This window comes from Candidatus Marinarcus aquaticus (assembly GCF_004116335.1).
Classification (GTDB): domain Bacteria; phylum Campylobacterota; class Campylobacteria; order Campylobacterales; family Arcobacteraceae; genus Marinarcus; species Marinarcus aquaticus.
Genome location: NZ_PDKN01000002.1, coordinates 347,241 through 362,790, shown reverse-complemented (window position 1 = coordinate 362,790; position 15,550 = coordinate 347,241). Strand labels below are relative to the sequence as shown.

Sequence of the window (15,550 nt, the reverse complement as noted above, 5' to 3'; positions counted from 1 at the left end):
TCCATGTTTTCTGGTATTGTCTATAAATTTTTAAGAGGTTATTTTATCTAAAATTAGCTATAATCTTGTTTATGAGAATTGATAAATTTTTAAATGCAGTAAATATTACAAAACGAAGAGCCGTCGCAGAAGATATGTTGGCACATGGTGTTATTTATATCAATGGTCTGAGTGTTAAAAAATCAAAAGAGGTGAAAGTAGGAGACACTGTTGAAGTTAAATATCTGGAATATACAGATATGTTTAAAGTGCTTCAAATTCCTACAACCAAATCAACACCTAAAAGCAAACAAGACGAGTACGTTGTAAAGATTTAACATCTTGGATTACCTATTACAATGAGACCATATACACAGACGATCTAAAGGATAATGATGTTTAATAAAGACAAACTAAAATTTGATGATATTTTTGAAAACCGTCTGCCTGAAGAGGATGTAAAAAAATATCTGACACAACTTCATGAACAAGGCGAAACCGCAGAACAAATCGCAGCAGCAGCAAGCGCAATGAGAGAACATCTTATTCCACTGCCTATACCATATGCATTGAAAGAAGAACTGATTGACAACTGTGGCACAGGAGGAGATTACAGTAACAGTTTTAATGTCTCATCAACAGTATCTTTACTGTTAACAGCGTGTGGTGCAAAAGTAGCTAAACATGGGAACAGAAGTATTACCAGTAAAAGTGGAAGTGCTGATATGCTTGAAGCCTTGGGAATCAATCTTGATTTAAGCATTGAAAACCAAGTAAAGCTTTTAGAAAAAACGGGTTTTACATTTATGTTTGCACAAAATCATCACCCTGCCATGAAATATATCATGCCTATACGTAAGGCAATCCCACATCGAACAATTTTTAATATCTTAGGACCATTGGCAAACCCTGCAATGGTCCATAAACAACTCATAGGGGTCTTTTCCCCAGAGTACATCCACCGGCTTATTACCTCATTAACCCTTCTTGGAACTAAACGAGCAATGGTCGTAAGCAGTAAAGATGGTATGGATGAAATCAGTATCAGTGATGTTACTTATGCAACGTTCTTAGACCGACAACAAACCAGAGATTTTATCATTGACCCAAGAGAGTATGGATTGGATTTATATGATAAAAAAGAGATAGAAGGTGGTGATGCAAAAGAGAATGCCGAAATCACACGAGCCATTTTATACGGTGAAATTACAGGTGCAAAACTCGATATTGTGCTTATAAATACTGCTTTTGCTCTTTTAGTTGATGGCAAAGTACACTCAACGGAAGATGGTATCTCTTTAGCAAAAGAGGTTATACGAAGTGGTCAAGCCAAAGCCAAGCTTGAAGAGATAATTACTGTTTCCAATGAGTTACAAGGTTAGTTTTGACAAAACATACGTTAACACTGCATGAAGATGAACTTGAAAAAATCATTGCACTTTTAGATAAAAATATACAAGACAGAGATGTTGTTGTTTTACTGCAAGGTGATTTGGCCAGTGGTAAAACCACACTGGTTCAAAACTATTTAAAATACAATGAGATACAAAGTGAAGTGACATCCCCTACATTTTGTCTTCAAAATGTCTATGATGGGGATATTTATCACTATGATGTATATAATAAAACACTTGAAGAGTTTATCTCATTAGGTTTGTTAGAAGAGTTTGAAAAAAAAGGAATACATTTTGTCGAGTGGGGTGATGATACTTTGGTTGAACTTTTAACCAGTTATGGTTTTGATATTATCAAAATCAAAATAGAAAAATTAGAGAATAAAAGGCGATACACAATCTATGCATAAATTAGAGATAAAAAATATTACAAAAAGTATTAAAAAAACACAAATTCTACACGGTATCTCTTTGGAAGTGAGAAGTGGAGAAGTGGTAGGACTTTTAGGCCCCAATGGAGCAGGTAAAACAACCAGCTTTTATACCGTATGCGGTTTGGTTCAACCAAGCAGTGGAGAGGTCTATTTTGATGATGTGAACATCACCAACTTACCACTTCATAAACGAGCACTCAAAGGAATAGGGTACTTGCCACAAGAGTCCTCTATTTTTAAAGATTTAAGCATAGAAGAGAACTTGATGCTTGCTGCACAAGTGATTACCCATGATAAGATTGAACAACACAAAAGAGTGGAAGAGTTGCTTGCAGTTTTTAATATTGAACCCATTCGACAACGTAAAGGTATCTCACTTTCAGGTGGTGAACGACGTCGAACTGAAATTGCGCGCGCACTCATTTCTCAACCTAAGTTTCTTCTTTTAGATGAACCTTTTGCAGGAGTTGACCCCATTGCTGTTAAAGATATTCAAGAGATCATTCATCAACTTGCAAAAAGAGCTATTGGGATTTTAATTACAGACCACAACGTTCGTGAAACACTTCAAATTTGTGACAGAGCTTATGTAATGAAGAGTGGAAATGTCCTTGCAAGTGGAAATGCAGAAGATATTAAAACAGATGGAAGTGTTCGAGAACACTATTTAGGAGAGAGTTTCACTTTCTAAAGACTCTCTTATGCTTTAATGATTCGGTTTCGACCTTGTCTTTTTGCTTCATATAAAGCTTGATCTGCACGATTTATAAAAGTATTATCTGTATCTGTTGCATTGAGTTGAGTCACACCAAAGCTTGCTGTAACCTCTCGATTATTGATATATTCAAAACTGAATAACTCTAAATTCTCTTTTATTTTATAAGCAACGGCCATCGCATTTTCTAAATTGGTTTCAGGAAGCAAAATAATAAACTCCTCTCCACCCCAACGTACTGCACTGTCAGATTGCCTTATACTGTTTTGAATCACTTTTGAAACATCACACAACACTCTGTCCCCTGTTTCATGTCCATAAGTATCATTGATGATTTTAAAGAAGTCTATATCAAGCATAATCAGTGAGAGTTCATCTTTATATCGAAGTGTACGATTAATCTCTTTTGAAAAAATAGATTGGAATTTTTGTCGATTATAAAGTCCCGTAAGCTGATCATGATTGGCTTGATACTCTAACAAATTGGATTTTTCTTTAATTTCGGTAATATCCGTAAATGAAATAACGTAATGCATGCTTTCTGCTTCATATTCATGGATTTTAATGGCAAAAATACGCTCTTCTCCATGGCAATTATCAATCTTAACCACACGATTAATTTCAGGGAGTTTTTTAAGTGCATCAATCCAAGTCTCATCCAATATTACATTAGGACAAGAAAAAAAGTTATCTTCTTGTTTAAAACATGAAAAAATGCACTGATTCTTTTTTAAAAAATCATCTAATGAATCTATTTTGAAAAAGTCTAAAAACTTTTTATTGACTTGACTGATTTTGGCACCATCTGTTACTACAACGATATTATCTTGAGAATCCAATATAAGTTTAACTTGTTTAATTCCTTCTTCAACTTTGTTTTCTAACGAGCTGTTGATCTCTTCAAGCTGTTTTCTAAGATAAATAGGTTCAATGGCTTTAACCATACACTCTAACAACTGATATAAGTCTACTGGTTTCATTGCATAAGCATCAACCCCAATATCAATTGCTTTTTTCAAAAAATCAGGATCGTTATGTGCGGATGTAATGACAATAGGAATATCTTTATTGATGTGCTGAATCTCTTCACACATCTCCAAACCACCCAACTTGGGCATATTAATATCAGTGATAATTAAATCAATATCAGGGTGCAGTTTAAACTTATCTACCCCTTCTTGACCATTTGAAGCCAAAACCACCTCTTTTACAACGGCACTTAAAGTTTTGGCTGTAAAGTTTCGTACATCGTCTTCATCTTCGACATACAATACTTTTATATTGGTCAAGATCTTTTTATTAATCATTCTTATCCTTATTTTTAAAACATGACAAAGTAGGTGACTCTAATGGTGCTGAAAAATAGTAACCTTGTGAATAATCTGCACCCAAATCACGGACCACTTCAAAAATTTCATGATTCTCTACATATTCAGCAATGGTTTTTAAATTTAGATTTTTAGCAAACTCAATGATGGTTTTCGTTACTTTGTATGAATTCTCATCATGCACAATATTTTTCACCAATGAGGCATCAATTTTAAGATAGTCAATGTTCATTTTAAGAAGGTGTTCAAAGTTAGAATAACCTGTTCCAAAGTCATCAATGGCTACTTTGCACCCCATTTTTTTAACTTCTAAGATAAAATCCGTCAAAGTTTTATAGTTTTTAATGCCTTCATCTTCTAAAATTTCAAAAACGACTCTGTTGGCCACATCATACAATTGAAATGTCTCTTTAATAAAGCCTAAAAAACTTGGTTCTTCAATATCTTCATAAGAGATATTGATACTGAACTCAAAGTTGAGATTCTCAAACTCTTTGCACGATTTTCGTATCACGGAACGTGTTATTTTATGATACTGATTCGATTTTTTAGAAATATCTAAAAAGAAAAAAGGAGAGATAATAGAGTCTTCATCAATCATTCTCACCAAACACTCATATTTTTCTACTTTCATTGTTTGATTATTAATTAATGGCTGATAATAGACAATGATATTATCTTTTGCAATGGCTGTTTTAAGCTTTTTAGTCCAAATCATATTGTTTTTGTACTCTTCAATATTGTCCAGTTCGTCAAAAAAGACCAAATAATCCTTGTGGTCTTTCTTGGCTGCTTGCAACGCCAAATCAGCAGTAATAAGTTTATTGGTTTTTAAAGAGTATGAAATCCCTGAAGTCACACGCACATCAATCTCATATTGATCAATCACAAAAACATGCTTGTCTATGGCTTCAATCAGTGAAGCTATAAGTGTTGTAAACTCTTTTTTGTTGGCTTTAAGATTGGTAACACAGTAAATATCAGCGGGAAGTTTGTAAAGCTTCATGTGTTTAATGTTTTTAAGTTTGTCAAGAATGAGTTCAGTGACTTGAATAAGTATTTGATCACCTGTTTTATGTCCATAAAAGTCATTGATTTCTTTAAAAGAGTTGATATCAATAAGACAAATTGAGTTGATCTCTTCTTCTCCATAACGTAAATCATGAATCAGTTTACTTCTGTTCTCTTGTTGTGTAAGAGCATCCGTGTAAAGAATCGTCTTAACTCTTTGTTCATGCTCTATCTCTTTTGTAATATCATTTAAGTTCACCACATAAGTATCAAACTCTTCTAAATAGCTTGTTTTAACCTCATGGGTGTGTTCTTTATTTTTATTGAGCGTATAGACTCTGGTATTCTCATTTTCCAGTGATTTTTGAAACCATTGATTATTCTTCTCTTGACAGTGATAATGAAAATTATGACAAAATATTTCATCCAAGTTTGCTGCTTGTAACTCTTCAAGTGTTTTATATTTTAACACCTTTAAAAGCATTGCATTGGCATAAAAAATCTTCTCATTTTTAACCAAAAACAAAGGCAACATATTTGAATCCATAACCGAAGTTGCAAAACTTCCAATTTGTTCGTATTTATTAAAAAGTGTGTTGTACTTTTTAACTTTCATAAGAAGTTCATCTTCAACACATGAACTGACAATATAATCCAAAGCTGTTGTTTGTATAAAAACTGGTTCTTTTTTAAAATCTTCAGTTATATAGACAATAGGAGTGTTATTGATGTTGAGTTTGAGAAGCTCTTGATTGAGTTTTTCATTTAAAAGCTTACTTGAAACAAACAAAACATCAAATTCTGATAGATTAGAAAGAAGGTCTTTCATCTCTTGAATTTGATGAATCGTAATATTATGAACTTCTTGTTGAAGTTGAGATATCAATTGTTCATTGAGATGAATCTGTTCACTGCAAAAAAGAACTCTGTAGTGCATTTATACCCTCTTGTAGATTTTGTTACATTTTACACGAATGAGATTTAAAATAAGATTTATGTGAACAGTTTTAGAGCATTTTTTAAATCTTCTTCGGTATCAATACCAAAAGATTTTGACTCCACTTCAACCATTGCAACCCTGTTTCCAAAGTAGATGGCTCGCAGTTGTTCAAGCTTTTCAATGTGTTCAATGGGTGCCATATCAAGTGAGCAAAAATTGTTCAAACTCTTTTTTGTAAAACCATAAATACCCAAATGTCCAAAATAAGAAGCACTTTCATAATGGTCGCGGTGATAAGGAATTTTACTTCGAGAAAAATAAATGGCGTTGCTGTTGCCATCAAGAAGTACTTTCACATGATTGGGATCATCAGCAAGTTCTGAAGAGATTTTTTTATGACAGCTCACCATCATAATATCTTCATTATTGCTTTGTATCTCTTTAACTCGATTAATCACAGCTTCCACCACTTCTGGTTCTATAAAAGGTTCATCTCCTTGAACATTCACAATCACTTCATCATCACTTAAGTTCAAAATATTGGCAGCTTCATTGATTCTGTCCGTTCCGCTTTGATGTTCACTTGAAGTCATCACTGCTTTTACACCATGTGCTTGTGCTAAATCAATTACTTCTTGTGAGTCTGTTGCAATCACCACGTCATCTAAACTGCTCACTTGTTTTGCTGTACGAATTACCATCGGTAAACCTAAGATATCTACTAAAATTTTATTTGCAAAACGACTTGAATTGAGTCGTGCAGGAATAATTATCATTCTTTGCCTTTTATTTCATTGGAAGTTTAATTATAAAGGTAGCACCTTGCGCATGATTTTGAACCTCAATGGTTCCGCCTAAGTGCATCTCTATGATCATTTTACACGTATAAAGACCCAAACCAACTCCATGTTGTGAATCTTTGGTACTAAAGTAAGGTTCAAATATTTTATCAATAATTTCCTCTTTTATTCCTTTGCCATTATCACTGACTTCAAAGAAAATAAAATTATCCACAAAATATTGCTTCACTTTAATCACACCATTTTTAACCTCATTACGTAAAATAGCCTCTTTTGAGTTGATAAAGAGATTCACTAAAATGGTGGTCAATTCATTTTGATAGGTCTCAAATGCAGGGGTTTCTTCCATGATATCTTTGAAAATATCAATTTTGTTGGCTTCTTGGTCTTGCTTAAATCGTTCAATGGCTTTGGTGATGATTTCAGAAGGTGTGATCTGTTTAGTACCCCCTTTTAAACTCACATAGTTTTGAAACTCTTCAATGGTTGAAGAGAGCTCACTGGCGGTATTTTTAATATTTTCGAGTACTTTGACTATCTCATCTGGGTTAGGACACATATCCATACTGTATTGCAACTCCAGTTTTTGTGCTTGTATAGAGATGATATTCAAGGGTTGTCTCCACTCATGCGAAACCATTTGCAGTGTTTCGGCCATGATAGCCAATTTAGATTGTTGGATTAAAATTTTATCTTTTTGTTTGATCTCTTCTTGTGCCACACTGACTTGATTAGAAAGATTTCGTTTTTGCGACGTTAAGGTTAACTCATTGGTAATATCAAACATCAAGTAAGTATAACCCGTGGTATCCCCATATTTGTTATAAATAGGTTTGATTTTTACGCTGATCCAAAAAAAAGCCCCATCTTTTTTACAACACTTCAGGTTCCCACTCCACTCTTGATTACTTTTTAGACCAGCATTGTATTTATCGAGTATCTCTTTTGAGTTCTCTTTAAAAATAACATCATTTTGGTTTTGTCCAATGAGTTCCTCTTTTTTATAACCAGATAAAGCAACAAATGCTGAACTCACTTTTGTAATCACACCTTCTAAATTGGTGTGACTTGAAAGAACATATTTATCTAAAATTTCATCATCGGAGATCTGTTTGGTGATATCTTTGGCACTTACGACAAAAAACTCTTTATTGAGCATCAAAGAGACCGTAATTTGCAAATAGACTTTTTGATTATCTTTACGTTGGCAGACAACTTGTACTTCACTGCTGTATTGGTTTTGTTCATTGGCTTTTAACAAGTTTCTAAAAGCCTCTTTGTATTCATCTAAAATAAATGATTCAAATGTGTGTTGCAGAAGTTCCTCTTTTTTATAGCCTAAAATAGGGGAAAAAGCGTTATTTACATAGATAAACTTACTTGATTTATCAAAGATACCAATCCCATCCCAAGAGTTATTAACTATCTCTCGAAGTTCGTTGTTACTTTGCTTTAACTTTTCTATATCAATGGACATCCAACACCTTGTCATATCGTTTAAGTGAAATTATTATATTATATTTATACTAAAAAAAGGGAAAGTAAATGTTACAAAATAATGATATGAACGACAAGCAAAAGACCATCACCGTCATTGATACTTTTGGCTTTTTATTCAGAAGTTTTTATGCACTGCCACCACTGAAATCAAAAACAGGTTTCCCCACTGGACTGTTAACGGGTTTTATGAATTTTATCTCAAATATTGGAAAAGATTTTCAAACAGATTATATTGTATTTGCATTGGACTCACCAGGAGAGACGTTTAGAAATGAACTCTATGAAGAGTACAAAGCACATCGACAAGAAGTGCCGCAAGATCTCTTAACTCAACTTCCTATTGCCATTTCATGGATTGAAAAAATGGGTTTTAAAACCGCAGCTAAAGTAGGATTTGAAGCAGATGATATTGTGGCATCTATTGCACATGATGCGAGAGAAAAGGGCCTTATGGTTCGAATTGTGAGCCACGATAAAGACTTATACCAACTCATTGATGATGATACTATTTTTCTTTTTGACCCCATTAAAAAAGATGTCATTAATGAAGATAAATGTGTCAATAAATATGGTATTAAACCTAAGCAGTTTACTGATTACCAAGCGCTGATTGGAGACAGTGCAGATAATATTCCAGGAGTAAGAGGAGTAGGGGCCAAAACAGCTGAAGCCTTACTACAAACTTATGAAACGCTTGATAATATCTATGCTAATTTAGAGGACATCGAAAAACCAAGATGGAAAAAACTCCTCGAAGAAGGCAAAGAGATGGCCTATTTAAGCAAACAACTTGTTACACTTAAAACAGACTCTCACAGCATTGATATTCTTCAAGAGTTTGAACTTCCCAAAGAGAACCCCATTTTAAAAATTGAGGACATCTTACTTGAATACGACATGAATCGTATCATAGACCGTGTCCATCAAAATGGGCTTAACTACAAAACAACGGTTCCCAAACAGCAATCAAAAGAGCAGTACAATTATGTACTTATCCAAGAGAAACATAAACTACTTGATATTGTACGAGGTATTGAGGATGACTCGATTGTTGCTTTTGACACAGAAACGACCGATTTAGATACACAAAAAGCCTCTATTGTAGGTTTTTCATTTGCTTTTGATGAAAAAAGTGCATATTACGTACCAATAGCACATAACTACTTAGGAGTAACCGATCAAATTACTTTGGAAGAAGCTAAAGAGGCATTGGAAATTTTAAACACGCATAAACTGGTACTTCAAAACTTTAAATACGATTATCAAATCATTAAAAACAACTTTAATATTGAGTTGAAACTCTATGCAGATACCATGATTTTGGCATGGCTTTTAAACACACAAGAAAAAGTGGGCTTAGACTTTTTAGCCGATAAATATTTCCATCATAAAATGGTGGCTTTTACAGACACTGTTAAAAAAGGAGAAAATTTCTCTTCAGTAGAACTTGAAAAAGCGTGTGAGTATGCAGCAGAAGATGCTTTATTTACCTTTAAAATTTACCATGAACTTTTAAAAGAGTTTAAAAATAAATCATGCGAACATCTTCTTGATGTAGCACAAAAAGTGGAGTTTGATTTTATTTATGTGCTGTCTGAAATGGAGAGCAATGGAATTAAAGTGGATGTTAACCTCTTGGAAAAAATCAAAGAAGAGAACAAGCTCCAGTTGCAAGCATTAACAACAAAAATCTATGAACAAGCGGAAACAGAGTTTAATATCAACTCCACCAAACAGTTGGGTGTGATTCTGTTTGAAAACCTCAATTTGCCAACAGGAAAAAAGACCAAAACCGGTTACAGTACCAATGAAGCAGTCTTAACTAAACTCTATGATGAACATGCCATTATTCCTCTTTTATTGGAGTACAGAGAAGCATACAAACTTCAATCAACATACATTGAACCTCTTTTAGAGTTGGGACTTAAAAATGAGCAGCACCGTATTCATACCTCATTTTTACAAACAGGAACTGCTACGGGACGATTAAGCAGTAAAAACCCCAACTTACAGAACATTCCTGTAAAGAGTGAAGCAGGGCGACAAATACGACATGCGTTTATTGCTAAAGAGGGTAATAGACTCATCGGTATTGACTATTCACAAATTGAACTACGTCTGTTAGCACACTTTTCACAAGATGAAGCATTGGTTGAAGCTTTTCAAAAAGGCTTGGACATCCACATGCAAACAGCCATTAAAATCTTTGGTGAAGAGGAAGCCAAAGAGAAAAGAAACATTGCAAAATCCATTAACTTTGGATTATTGTATGGAATGGGAAGTAAAAAACTAGGAGAGACGTTAGGCATACCAGCAAAAGAGGCAAAAGTCTATATTGATTCATACTTCAAAGCATTCAGCAGTGTTAAAGAGTACTTAAAATCAGTTGAAGAGTATGCTTTAGAGCATGGTTTCGTTGAAACACTGCTTGAAAGAAGACGTATATTTGACTTTGGAAGTGCCGCTCCTATGCAAAAGGCAATGTATCTAAGAGAAGCAGTCAATACAAAATTTCAAGGAAGTGCCGCAGATTTAATTAAACTCTCTATGAATAAAATCTATCATAAGTATAAAAATAACAGCGATGTTAAAATGTTATTACAAATCCATGATGAATTGATTTTTGAAGTGACATCTTCAAAAGCCCAGCAAATTGCTGAAGAATTAAAAGAGATTATGGTGCACGTCTATGAGCTGAATATACCTTTGGATGTCAGTGTCAGCATTGCAAAAAGTTGGGGAGAACTGAAATAAATTATTTTTGCCACATAAAAAATTATTTTCCTTTGACAAATGCGAATTATTTTGCTACTATATCGCGAAGATAATATATTAAGAGAGTATAACATGCTTAAATCCGTAAAGAATATCAGAAAACTAAACAACGTAAAAATGTTATTTTTAAGTAATGATTTAGAGGTAAAAAGTGCCGTAGAATCAGACTTTGATGAGTATTTTAAAGAGCTAAAACTGGTTTCAAGTGCTGTTGAAGCACTGAAACTGTTAAAAGAGAGTCGATTTGATATGTTGTTGATCGATTCCATGATGGAAGATAAAAATCTTGATGAATTTTGTGAAGATTTAGAAAATAATAAAATTTCAATACCAAGATTAATCATCTCTTCTGAAGACACCAACGAAAATATAGTAACGGCCATTAACTGTAATGCATATACATTTTTATCAAAACCTATTAAACAAAAAGATTTACGTCTGGCTATTATTATGTGTTTAAACCAAACCAAACGTACTGATAAACTTGAGTTCCAAAATGGTATCTATTTTGATGAGTATCGAGACCAGTTCTATAAAGAGGGTGGAACACTTATTGAATTTACTAAATTAGAAAAATCATTTTTAAAACTGCTTATTTCTAAAAAGAGTGAAATCGTCGATTATGAATTGATTAAAGAAGTGGTTTGGAAAGGTAAAGATATGTCTATTTTTACCATGAGAAATATTGTCAATAAAATCAGACAAAAAACTTATTATGAGATCATTAAAAACAAATCAAATAGAGGATATATCATAGATTCTATAAAAAAATAATAGAGCTAAAATTTAACATACAGAGGTAGCTTGTGGAAGAGATAGTTGTTTCAAAAGAGGAGCTTATTAAAATGTTCGAAGATGAACGAATCATTGACTCCGGACGTGGATGGATGATGGATAATGAAGAAGTAGAACTCATTGCACTTCATGAAGTTGATCCAAAATTTCTGCAAGATATCACCAATGCAAAATTTTATAAAATCACAGTAAAAGGTAAAAAATAATGTCGCACTGCCCGTTTTGTAAGAAAAAGATTGCAATGAGCAAAGCATTCTGTTCAAGAAATTGTAAAGAGAACTACTTTCAATTGATTGCTATTCAAGTCCCAAAACCATTCTTAAAACGAATTTTTGTGTTTTGTACACCTGAACAACGAGAGATTGAAATTGAAAACTTTGCAAACAGACATGGATGGAGATTGGATCTTTTAAAAAACAAAATTGATGAACTGGCAATCGAACATGGATATACTAAAACAAGTGAATAAACAACATGAACAATGTTGATCTCGACTTCTCAATACTCAATCAATCTGATGTTTTGTATATTCAAGACAATGAAGACAATGAAGAAACCATAACTTTACTGCAACAACATTTTCAAAGCGTAACTTCATTAAATATCACTGATGATGCTTTTAAACACTATAAAACACACAAAGAGATACTTGATCTGATTATTGTTGATTTAACCTCAATAGACTCAAAAGGGATTGAAGTAATGAAGCTTATTCGCTCACATAATGATTGGAACACACCATTTATCATTGCTTCATCTTTACAAGACACCAATATACTCATGGAAGCCATTAAACTCAAAGTAGCCAATATGGTTCTAAAACCTTTTCAAGAAGGTACTTTTTTAAAGATTCTTGCTGAAGTAATCAGTGTAGAACATAAAAACAGACTCATCCAAAATCAACAAAAAGAGCTTGAGCAGTTCAAATACATCTTAGATAAGCTCAATATCGTCTCAGAAACTGATTTAGATGGGGTGATTACATATGTCAATAAACGATTCTGTGATGTCACAGGTTTTACAAAAGAGGAGCTTATTGGCAAAACGCATCGACTTCTTCGAGACCCAGATACCAGCAGTGCGATTTATAAAAAAATGTGGGAAAACCTTAAAAGTGGCAAAGTTTGGTTTGGTAAGCTTAAAAACCTGACCAAAGACAAACAAACGTACTATGTAAAAATCATTATTGTGCCGATGGTTGACTCAAACGGCGAAATTGTAAAATATCTCAGCAGTGGTTTTATCATCACAGATATTGAAGAGGAGAAACAAAAACTTAAAAAGTTTATTGTCTCCCAAAAACTTGACAAAGTCAATACCAATAAAACCGCACAAGAAGAGATCAATAATAAAGCCAGGGAGGTAATTTTAAAAGCCAAACAAGAGATGATCAAAAAAGAGGAAAAATACTCTAAATATGTGCAAGAGCTTGAAGAAGAGCTCAAACGACAACGTATTAAAGCCGATCAAAGTAAAAAACAGCTTGCATTTTTAGAAAAAGAGTATAAAGAGTTCATAGATACAACTGATAAAGAGAAGAAAATCTTCCAAGAAAAGATGGAAAAAGCACTCACTACTGGTCGTAAATCATATGAACAAGCTGTCTTTTTGAAGAAAAAAAGTGATGCTCAAGCAATTAAACTGAAAAAATCTCAAGATGGTATTACAACACTGCAAGCGTATGTGGATGAATACAGAAATAAAATTGCCAACTTACAAGAGGTGATTGAAGTACATGAAAAAACGATAGAAGAGCTGAGAACCCCTAAGAGTTAATCTTTACTCTTCTTCGCACATAAATCAAAGCTACCAGCGTTAAAACAAGTGATGCAAAAGAGATTAACATTCCCATTGTTAACCATCCTCCATATAAGAACCCCAGTTGGATATCTGGCTCCCTGAAGAACTCTGCAATGATTCGTGTAATAGAGTACAAAATACCATATAAAATGGCAATCTCTCCATCAAATCTCTTTTTCTTTCTGTAAAGAAACAGAACAATAAAGACAAAAACACCCTCTAAAAGTGCTTCATAGAGCTGTGAAGGGTGCCGAAGCACTCCATTAACATCAATGGCCCAAGTAACATCTGTAACACGCCCTACAAGCTCTTGATTAAAGAAGTTACCTATACGACCAAGAACGTACCCAGCACTTACACCCAATACAGCAATATCAGCTAAAAACCAAAAAGAGACTTTTTTTCTTTTACTGAATAAATAAGAAGCAATGATAAATCCAATAAAAGCTCCATGGTAACTCATACCTGAAATACCTGCATACATGCCATCAATATAAGGATTAAAGATTTGCCAAGGATGCGTTAAGTAGTAGCTTGTGTGTGGGTCATAAAAAAGAATATATCCTAAACGTGCCCCTAAAATAACGCCGATTTCAGCCCACCAAATATAGCTGTCAAATAGATCTGATTTAATAGGAAGATTGTCTTTTTTTATAATCCATTTAGCAACAAATATGGCACTTAGAAGTGCTGCAGCGTACATGATTCCATACCAATGAACGGCAATAGAGCCAATGTGAAATGCAACAGGGTCAAAATGTGCGTAAATATCTTGCCAATACTGCATGACTAGTCATCCAACATATCAGCAATAAGCTCAATTGGGTTTTTAAAGACCACGTTCTCATTTTTAGCTTGATGTAAAGAGTTCGTGATTTGCATTCGACAAGCACTGCACTCTGCACTAACTACATTTGCACCCGTTTGTGCAATCATAGCAGCTTTTGGAGCTCCTGCAGCTTTTGCATACTCATACTTTTCTGTTTGCATAGTAACCCCACCAAAACCACAACATCGATTTGGATCACTCATCTCATCGATTTTATAGTTTTGAGAAAGCAAGTTTCGTGGCTCTTTATAAATACCTTGCATTTTTTTAGCATGGCATGGGTCATGATAAGTAACGATATCGGTTACATTTTGACCTTTTGAAGCCAATAACTCTTTGAGTTTTGTATTATTTTCAAGCCATTGTGTTGCCATTTTAACTTTAGGCGCTATTTTTTCAGCTCTTTTTTTCCAGTTGGGTTGGTCATGTAAAAAGTGTACCCAGTCAATGTTAATCATGGCACTGCAGGTTGCTTCAGGAATAATAATCGCATCCACATCATCAATAAAAGTTTCAAAATATTTGATGTTGGCTTTAACCAAATAATCAACCGTATCAAAGTCCCCAGTAAAATATGCAGGAGCCCCACAACACAGCTGTTTTTTAGGAATAATGGCATCAATCTCTAAATTCTTTAAAATTTTAACCAGTGAATCCCCAATTTTAGTAAAAGCATAGTTTCCCATACATCCAATAAAAATAGCAACTTTCTTCTCGCTTGGTTGCTCTTTAGGTGCAAACTGTAAGTTTTCAGGGTATTTATTTAAAAATGAGACAGCATCCGCATAAGGCAATGCTCGATCTTTTTTTACAATGGGTAAAGAGAAACGTGGAGTTGCACTTTGGTTTTTATCATTGATTTTCAGCCCACATGTTTGAAACACGTATCCCAATCTTGACATCAAGTCCATGATTTTTCGGTGTCTTAATAAGAAGAAGAAAAGCTTTTTATACCAAGCAATACCATACTTCTTAGCTATGTCTGCACGAACTTGCTCAATCACCATATCTGTAGGCAAGTCATTTGGACAGGCCTCCACGCAATTGGTACATAAAAAGCAGCTCTCAAAAATATCTTTGGCAGTCATATCCAAATCAAGTTCATTTCTTTCATATGCCCCTAAAAGGTCAATAAATCCTCTAGGAGAGGTTGCTTCATCTTGATTGATATTAAAAATAGTACAAACGGGTTTACATTTACCGCATTTTACACAATCATCACTGATTTTTGTATAGTTGAATTTTTCCAT

The 15,550-nt window shown here is 33.8% G+C and carries 15 protein-coding genes; 9 read left to right on the top strand and 6 right to left on the bottom strand.

Annotated features, from left to right (window positions below):
• Window positions 1-71 precede the first annotated feature (71 nt).
• The 4 genes from CRV04_RS04535 to lptB are packed head-to-tail and all read left to right on the top strand — an operon-like array spanning window position 72 to window position 2,498.
• Window positions 72-317, top strand: coding sequence for a S4 domain-containing protein (locus CRV04_RS04535; RefSeq protein ID WP_128995622.1), 246 nt, complete (start codon window positions 72-74; stop codon window positions 315-317).
• A gap of 57 nt (window positions 318-374) precedes the next feature.
• Complete coding sequence (gene trpD, locus CRV04_RS04530) at window positions 375-1,361, top strand: anthranilate phosphoribosyltransferase (RefSeq protein ID WP_128995621.1); 987 nt, start codon at window positions 375-377, stop codon at window positions 1,359-1,361.
• 2 nt (window positions 1,362-1,363) lie between these two features.
• Window positions 1,364-1,783, top strand: coding sequence for a tRNA (adenosine(37)-N6)-threonylcarbamoyltransferase complex ATPase subunit type 1 TsaE (gene tsaE / locus CRV04_RS04525; RefSeq protein WP_128995620.1), 420 nt, complete (start codon window positions 1,364-1,366; stop codon window positions 1,781-1,783).
• The gene (gene lptB / locus CRV04_RS04520; RefSeq protein ID WP_128995619.1) at window positions 1,776-2,498 is read left to right on the top strand and encodes an LPS export ABC transporter ATP-binding protein; all 723 of its coding nucleotides are present in this window, start codon (window positions 1,776-1,778) and stop codon (window positions 2,496-2,498) included. The genes tsaE and lptB overlap by 8 nt, the downstream gene beginning before the upstream one ends.
• An 8-nt stretch (window positions 2,499-2,506) precedes the next feature.
• Here lptB and CRV04_RS04515 read toward each other — a convergent pair whose 3' ends face one another.
• Genes CRV04_RS04515 through CRV04_RS04500 form a run of 4 tightly spaced genes read right to left on the bottom strand, consistent with a single transcriptional unit; the run spans window position 2,507 to window position 8,078 of the window.
• Entirely contained in the window at window positions 2,507-3,829 is a 1,323-nt protein-coding gene (locus CRV04_RS04515; RefSeq protein WP_128995618.1) for a GGDEF domain-containing response regulator, read from the bottom strand.
• Window positions 3,822-5,798 carry an EAL domain-containing protein gene (locus CRV04_RS04510; protein ID WP_228126472.1) on the bottom strand — a complete coding sequence of 659 codons (1,977 nt, stop codon included), beginning with the start codon at window positions 5,796-5,798 and terminating at the stop codon, window positions 3,822-3,824. Before CRV04_RS04510 ends, CRV04_RS04515 begins: the two co-directional genes overlap by 8 nt.
• Before the next feature lie 56 nt (window positions 5,799-5,854).
• Window positions 5,855-6,577, bottom strand: a complete 723-nt coding sequence (gene kdsB, locus CRV04_RS04505; protein WP_128995617.1) for a 3-deoxy-manno-octulosonate cytidylyltransferase — start codon at window positions 6,575-6,577, stop codon at window positions 5,855-5,857.
• A gap of 10 nt (window positions 6,578-6,587) precedes the next feature.
• Entirely contained in the window at window positions 6,588-8,078 is a 1,491-nt protein-coding gene (locus CRV04_RS04500; RefSeq protein WP_164969121.1) for a PAS domain-containing sensor histidine kinase, read from the bottom strand.
• 68 nt (window positions 8,079-8,146) lie between these two features.
• On the opposite strand from CRV04_RS04500, the gene polA reads away from it, so the two are divergent.
• The 5 genes from polA to CRV04_RS04475 all read left to right on the top strand — a co-directional run bounded on the left by polA (window position 8,147) and on the right by CRV04_RS04475 (window position 13,447).
• Entirely contained in the window at window positions 8,147-10,855 is a 2,709-nt protein-coding gene (gene polA / locus CRV04_RS04495) for a DNA polymerase I (protein WP_228126471.1), read from the top strand.
• A 138-nt stretch (window positions 10,856-10,993) separates the two neighbouring features.
• Entirely contained in the window at window positions 10,994-11,650 is a 657-nt protein-coding gene (locus tag CRV04_RS04490; RefSeq protein WP_228126470.1) for a response regulator transcription factor, read from the top strand.
• Between the two features lie 32 nt (window positions 11,651-11,682).
• Window positions 11,683-11,877 carry a hypothetical protein gene (locus tag CRV04_RS04485; RefSeq protein WP_128995614.1) on the top strand — a complete coding sequence of 65 codons (195 nt, stop codon included), beginning with the start codon at window positions 11,683-11,685 and terminating at the stop codon, window positions 11,875-11,877.
• Window positions 11,877-12,140 (top strand): DUF2116 family Zn-ribbon domain-containing protein, encoded by a 264-nt coding sequence (locus CRV04_RS04480; protein ID WP_128995613.1) that lies wholly within the window; start codon window positions 11,877-11,879, stop codon window positions 12,138-12,140. The genes CRV04_RS04485 and CRV04_RS04480 overlap by 1 nt, the downstream gene beginning before the upstream one ends.
• 5 nt (window positions 12,141-12,145) lie before the next feature.
• Window positions 12,146-13,447, top strand: coding sequence for a PAS domain S-box protein (locus tag CRV04_RS04475; RefSeq protein WP_128995612.1), 1,302 nt, complete (start codon window positions 12,146-12,148; stop codon window positions 13,445-13,447).
• On the opposite strand, the gene lgt is transcribed toward CRV04_RS04475, so the two are convergent.
• A complete protein-coding gene (gene lgt / locus CRV04_RS04470) occupies window positions 13,437-14,258 on the bottom strand; it encodes a prolipoprotein diacylglyceryl transferase (RefSeq protein ID WP_128995611.1) in 822 nt (273 codons plus the stop codon). The two genes, CRV04_RS04475 and lgt, sit on opposite strands and share 11 nt — an antisense overlap.
• A gap of 2 nt (window positions 14,259-14,260) precedes the next feature.
• The gene (locus CRV04_RS04465; RefSeq protein ID WP_128995610.1) at window positions 14,261-15,550 is read right to left on the bottom strand and encodes a (Fe-S)-binding protein; all 1,290 of its coding nucleotides are present in this window, start codon (window positions 15,548-15,550) and stop codon (window positions 14,261-14,263) included.

What these genes read in the sequence shown, in the direction of transcription:
- CRV04_RS04535 (WP_128995622.1), top strand. Translation starts at nt 72, where the DNA reads ATGAGAATTGATAAATTTTTAAATGCAGTAAATATTACAAAACGAAGA.
- trpD (WP_128995621.1), top strand. Translation starts at nt 375, where the DNA reads ATGTTTAATAAAGACAAACTAAAATTTGATGATATTTTTGAAAACCGT.
- lptB (WP_128995619.1), top strand. Translation starts at nt 1,776, where the DNA reads ATGCATAAATTAGAGATAAAAAATATTACAAAAAGTATTAAAAAAACA.
- CRV04_RS04515 (WP_128995618.1), bottom strand. Translation starts at nt 3,829, where the DNA reads ATGATTAATAAAAAGATCTTGACCAATATAAAAGTATTGTATGTCGAA.
- CRV04_RS04510 (WP_228126472.1), bottom strand. Translation starts at nt 5,798, where the DNA reads ATGCACTACAGAGTTCTTTTTTGCAGTGAACAGATTCATCTCAATGAA.
- kdsB (WP_128995617.1), bottom strand. Translation starts at nt 6,577, where the DNA reads ATGATAATTATTCCTGCACGACTCAATTCAAGTCGTTTTGCAAATAAA.
- CRV04_RS04500 (WP_164969121.1), bottom strand. Translation starts at nt 8,078, where the DNA reads ATGTCCATTGATATAGAAAAGTTAAAGCAAAGTAACAACGAACTTCGA.
- polA (WP_228126471.1), top strand. Translation starts at nt 8,147, where the DNA reads ATGTTACAAAATAATGATATGAACGACAAGCAAAAGACCATCACCGTC.
- CRV04_RS04490 (WP_228126470.1), top strand. Translation starts at nt 10,994, where the DNA reads ATGTTATTTTTAAGTAATGATTTAGAGGTAAAAAGTGCCGTAGAATCA.
- CRV04_RS04480 (WP_128995613.1), top strand. Translation starts at nt 11,877, where the DNA reads ATGTCGCACTGCCCGTTTTGTAAGAAAAAGATTGCAATGAGCAAAGCA.
- CRV04_RS04475 (WP_128995612.1), top strand. Translation starts at nt 12,146, where the DNA reads ATGAACAATGTTGATCTCGACTTCTCAATACTCAATCAATCTGATGTT.
- lgt (WP_128995611.1), bottom strand. Translation starts at nt 14,258, where the DNA reads ATGCAGTATTGGCAAGATATTTACGCACATTTTGACCCTGTTGCATTT.
- CRV04_RS04465 (WP_128995610.1), bottom strand. Translation starts at nt 15,550, where the DNA reads ATGGAAAAATTCAACTATACAAAAATCAGTGATGATTGTGTAAAATGC.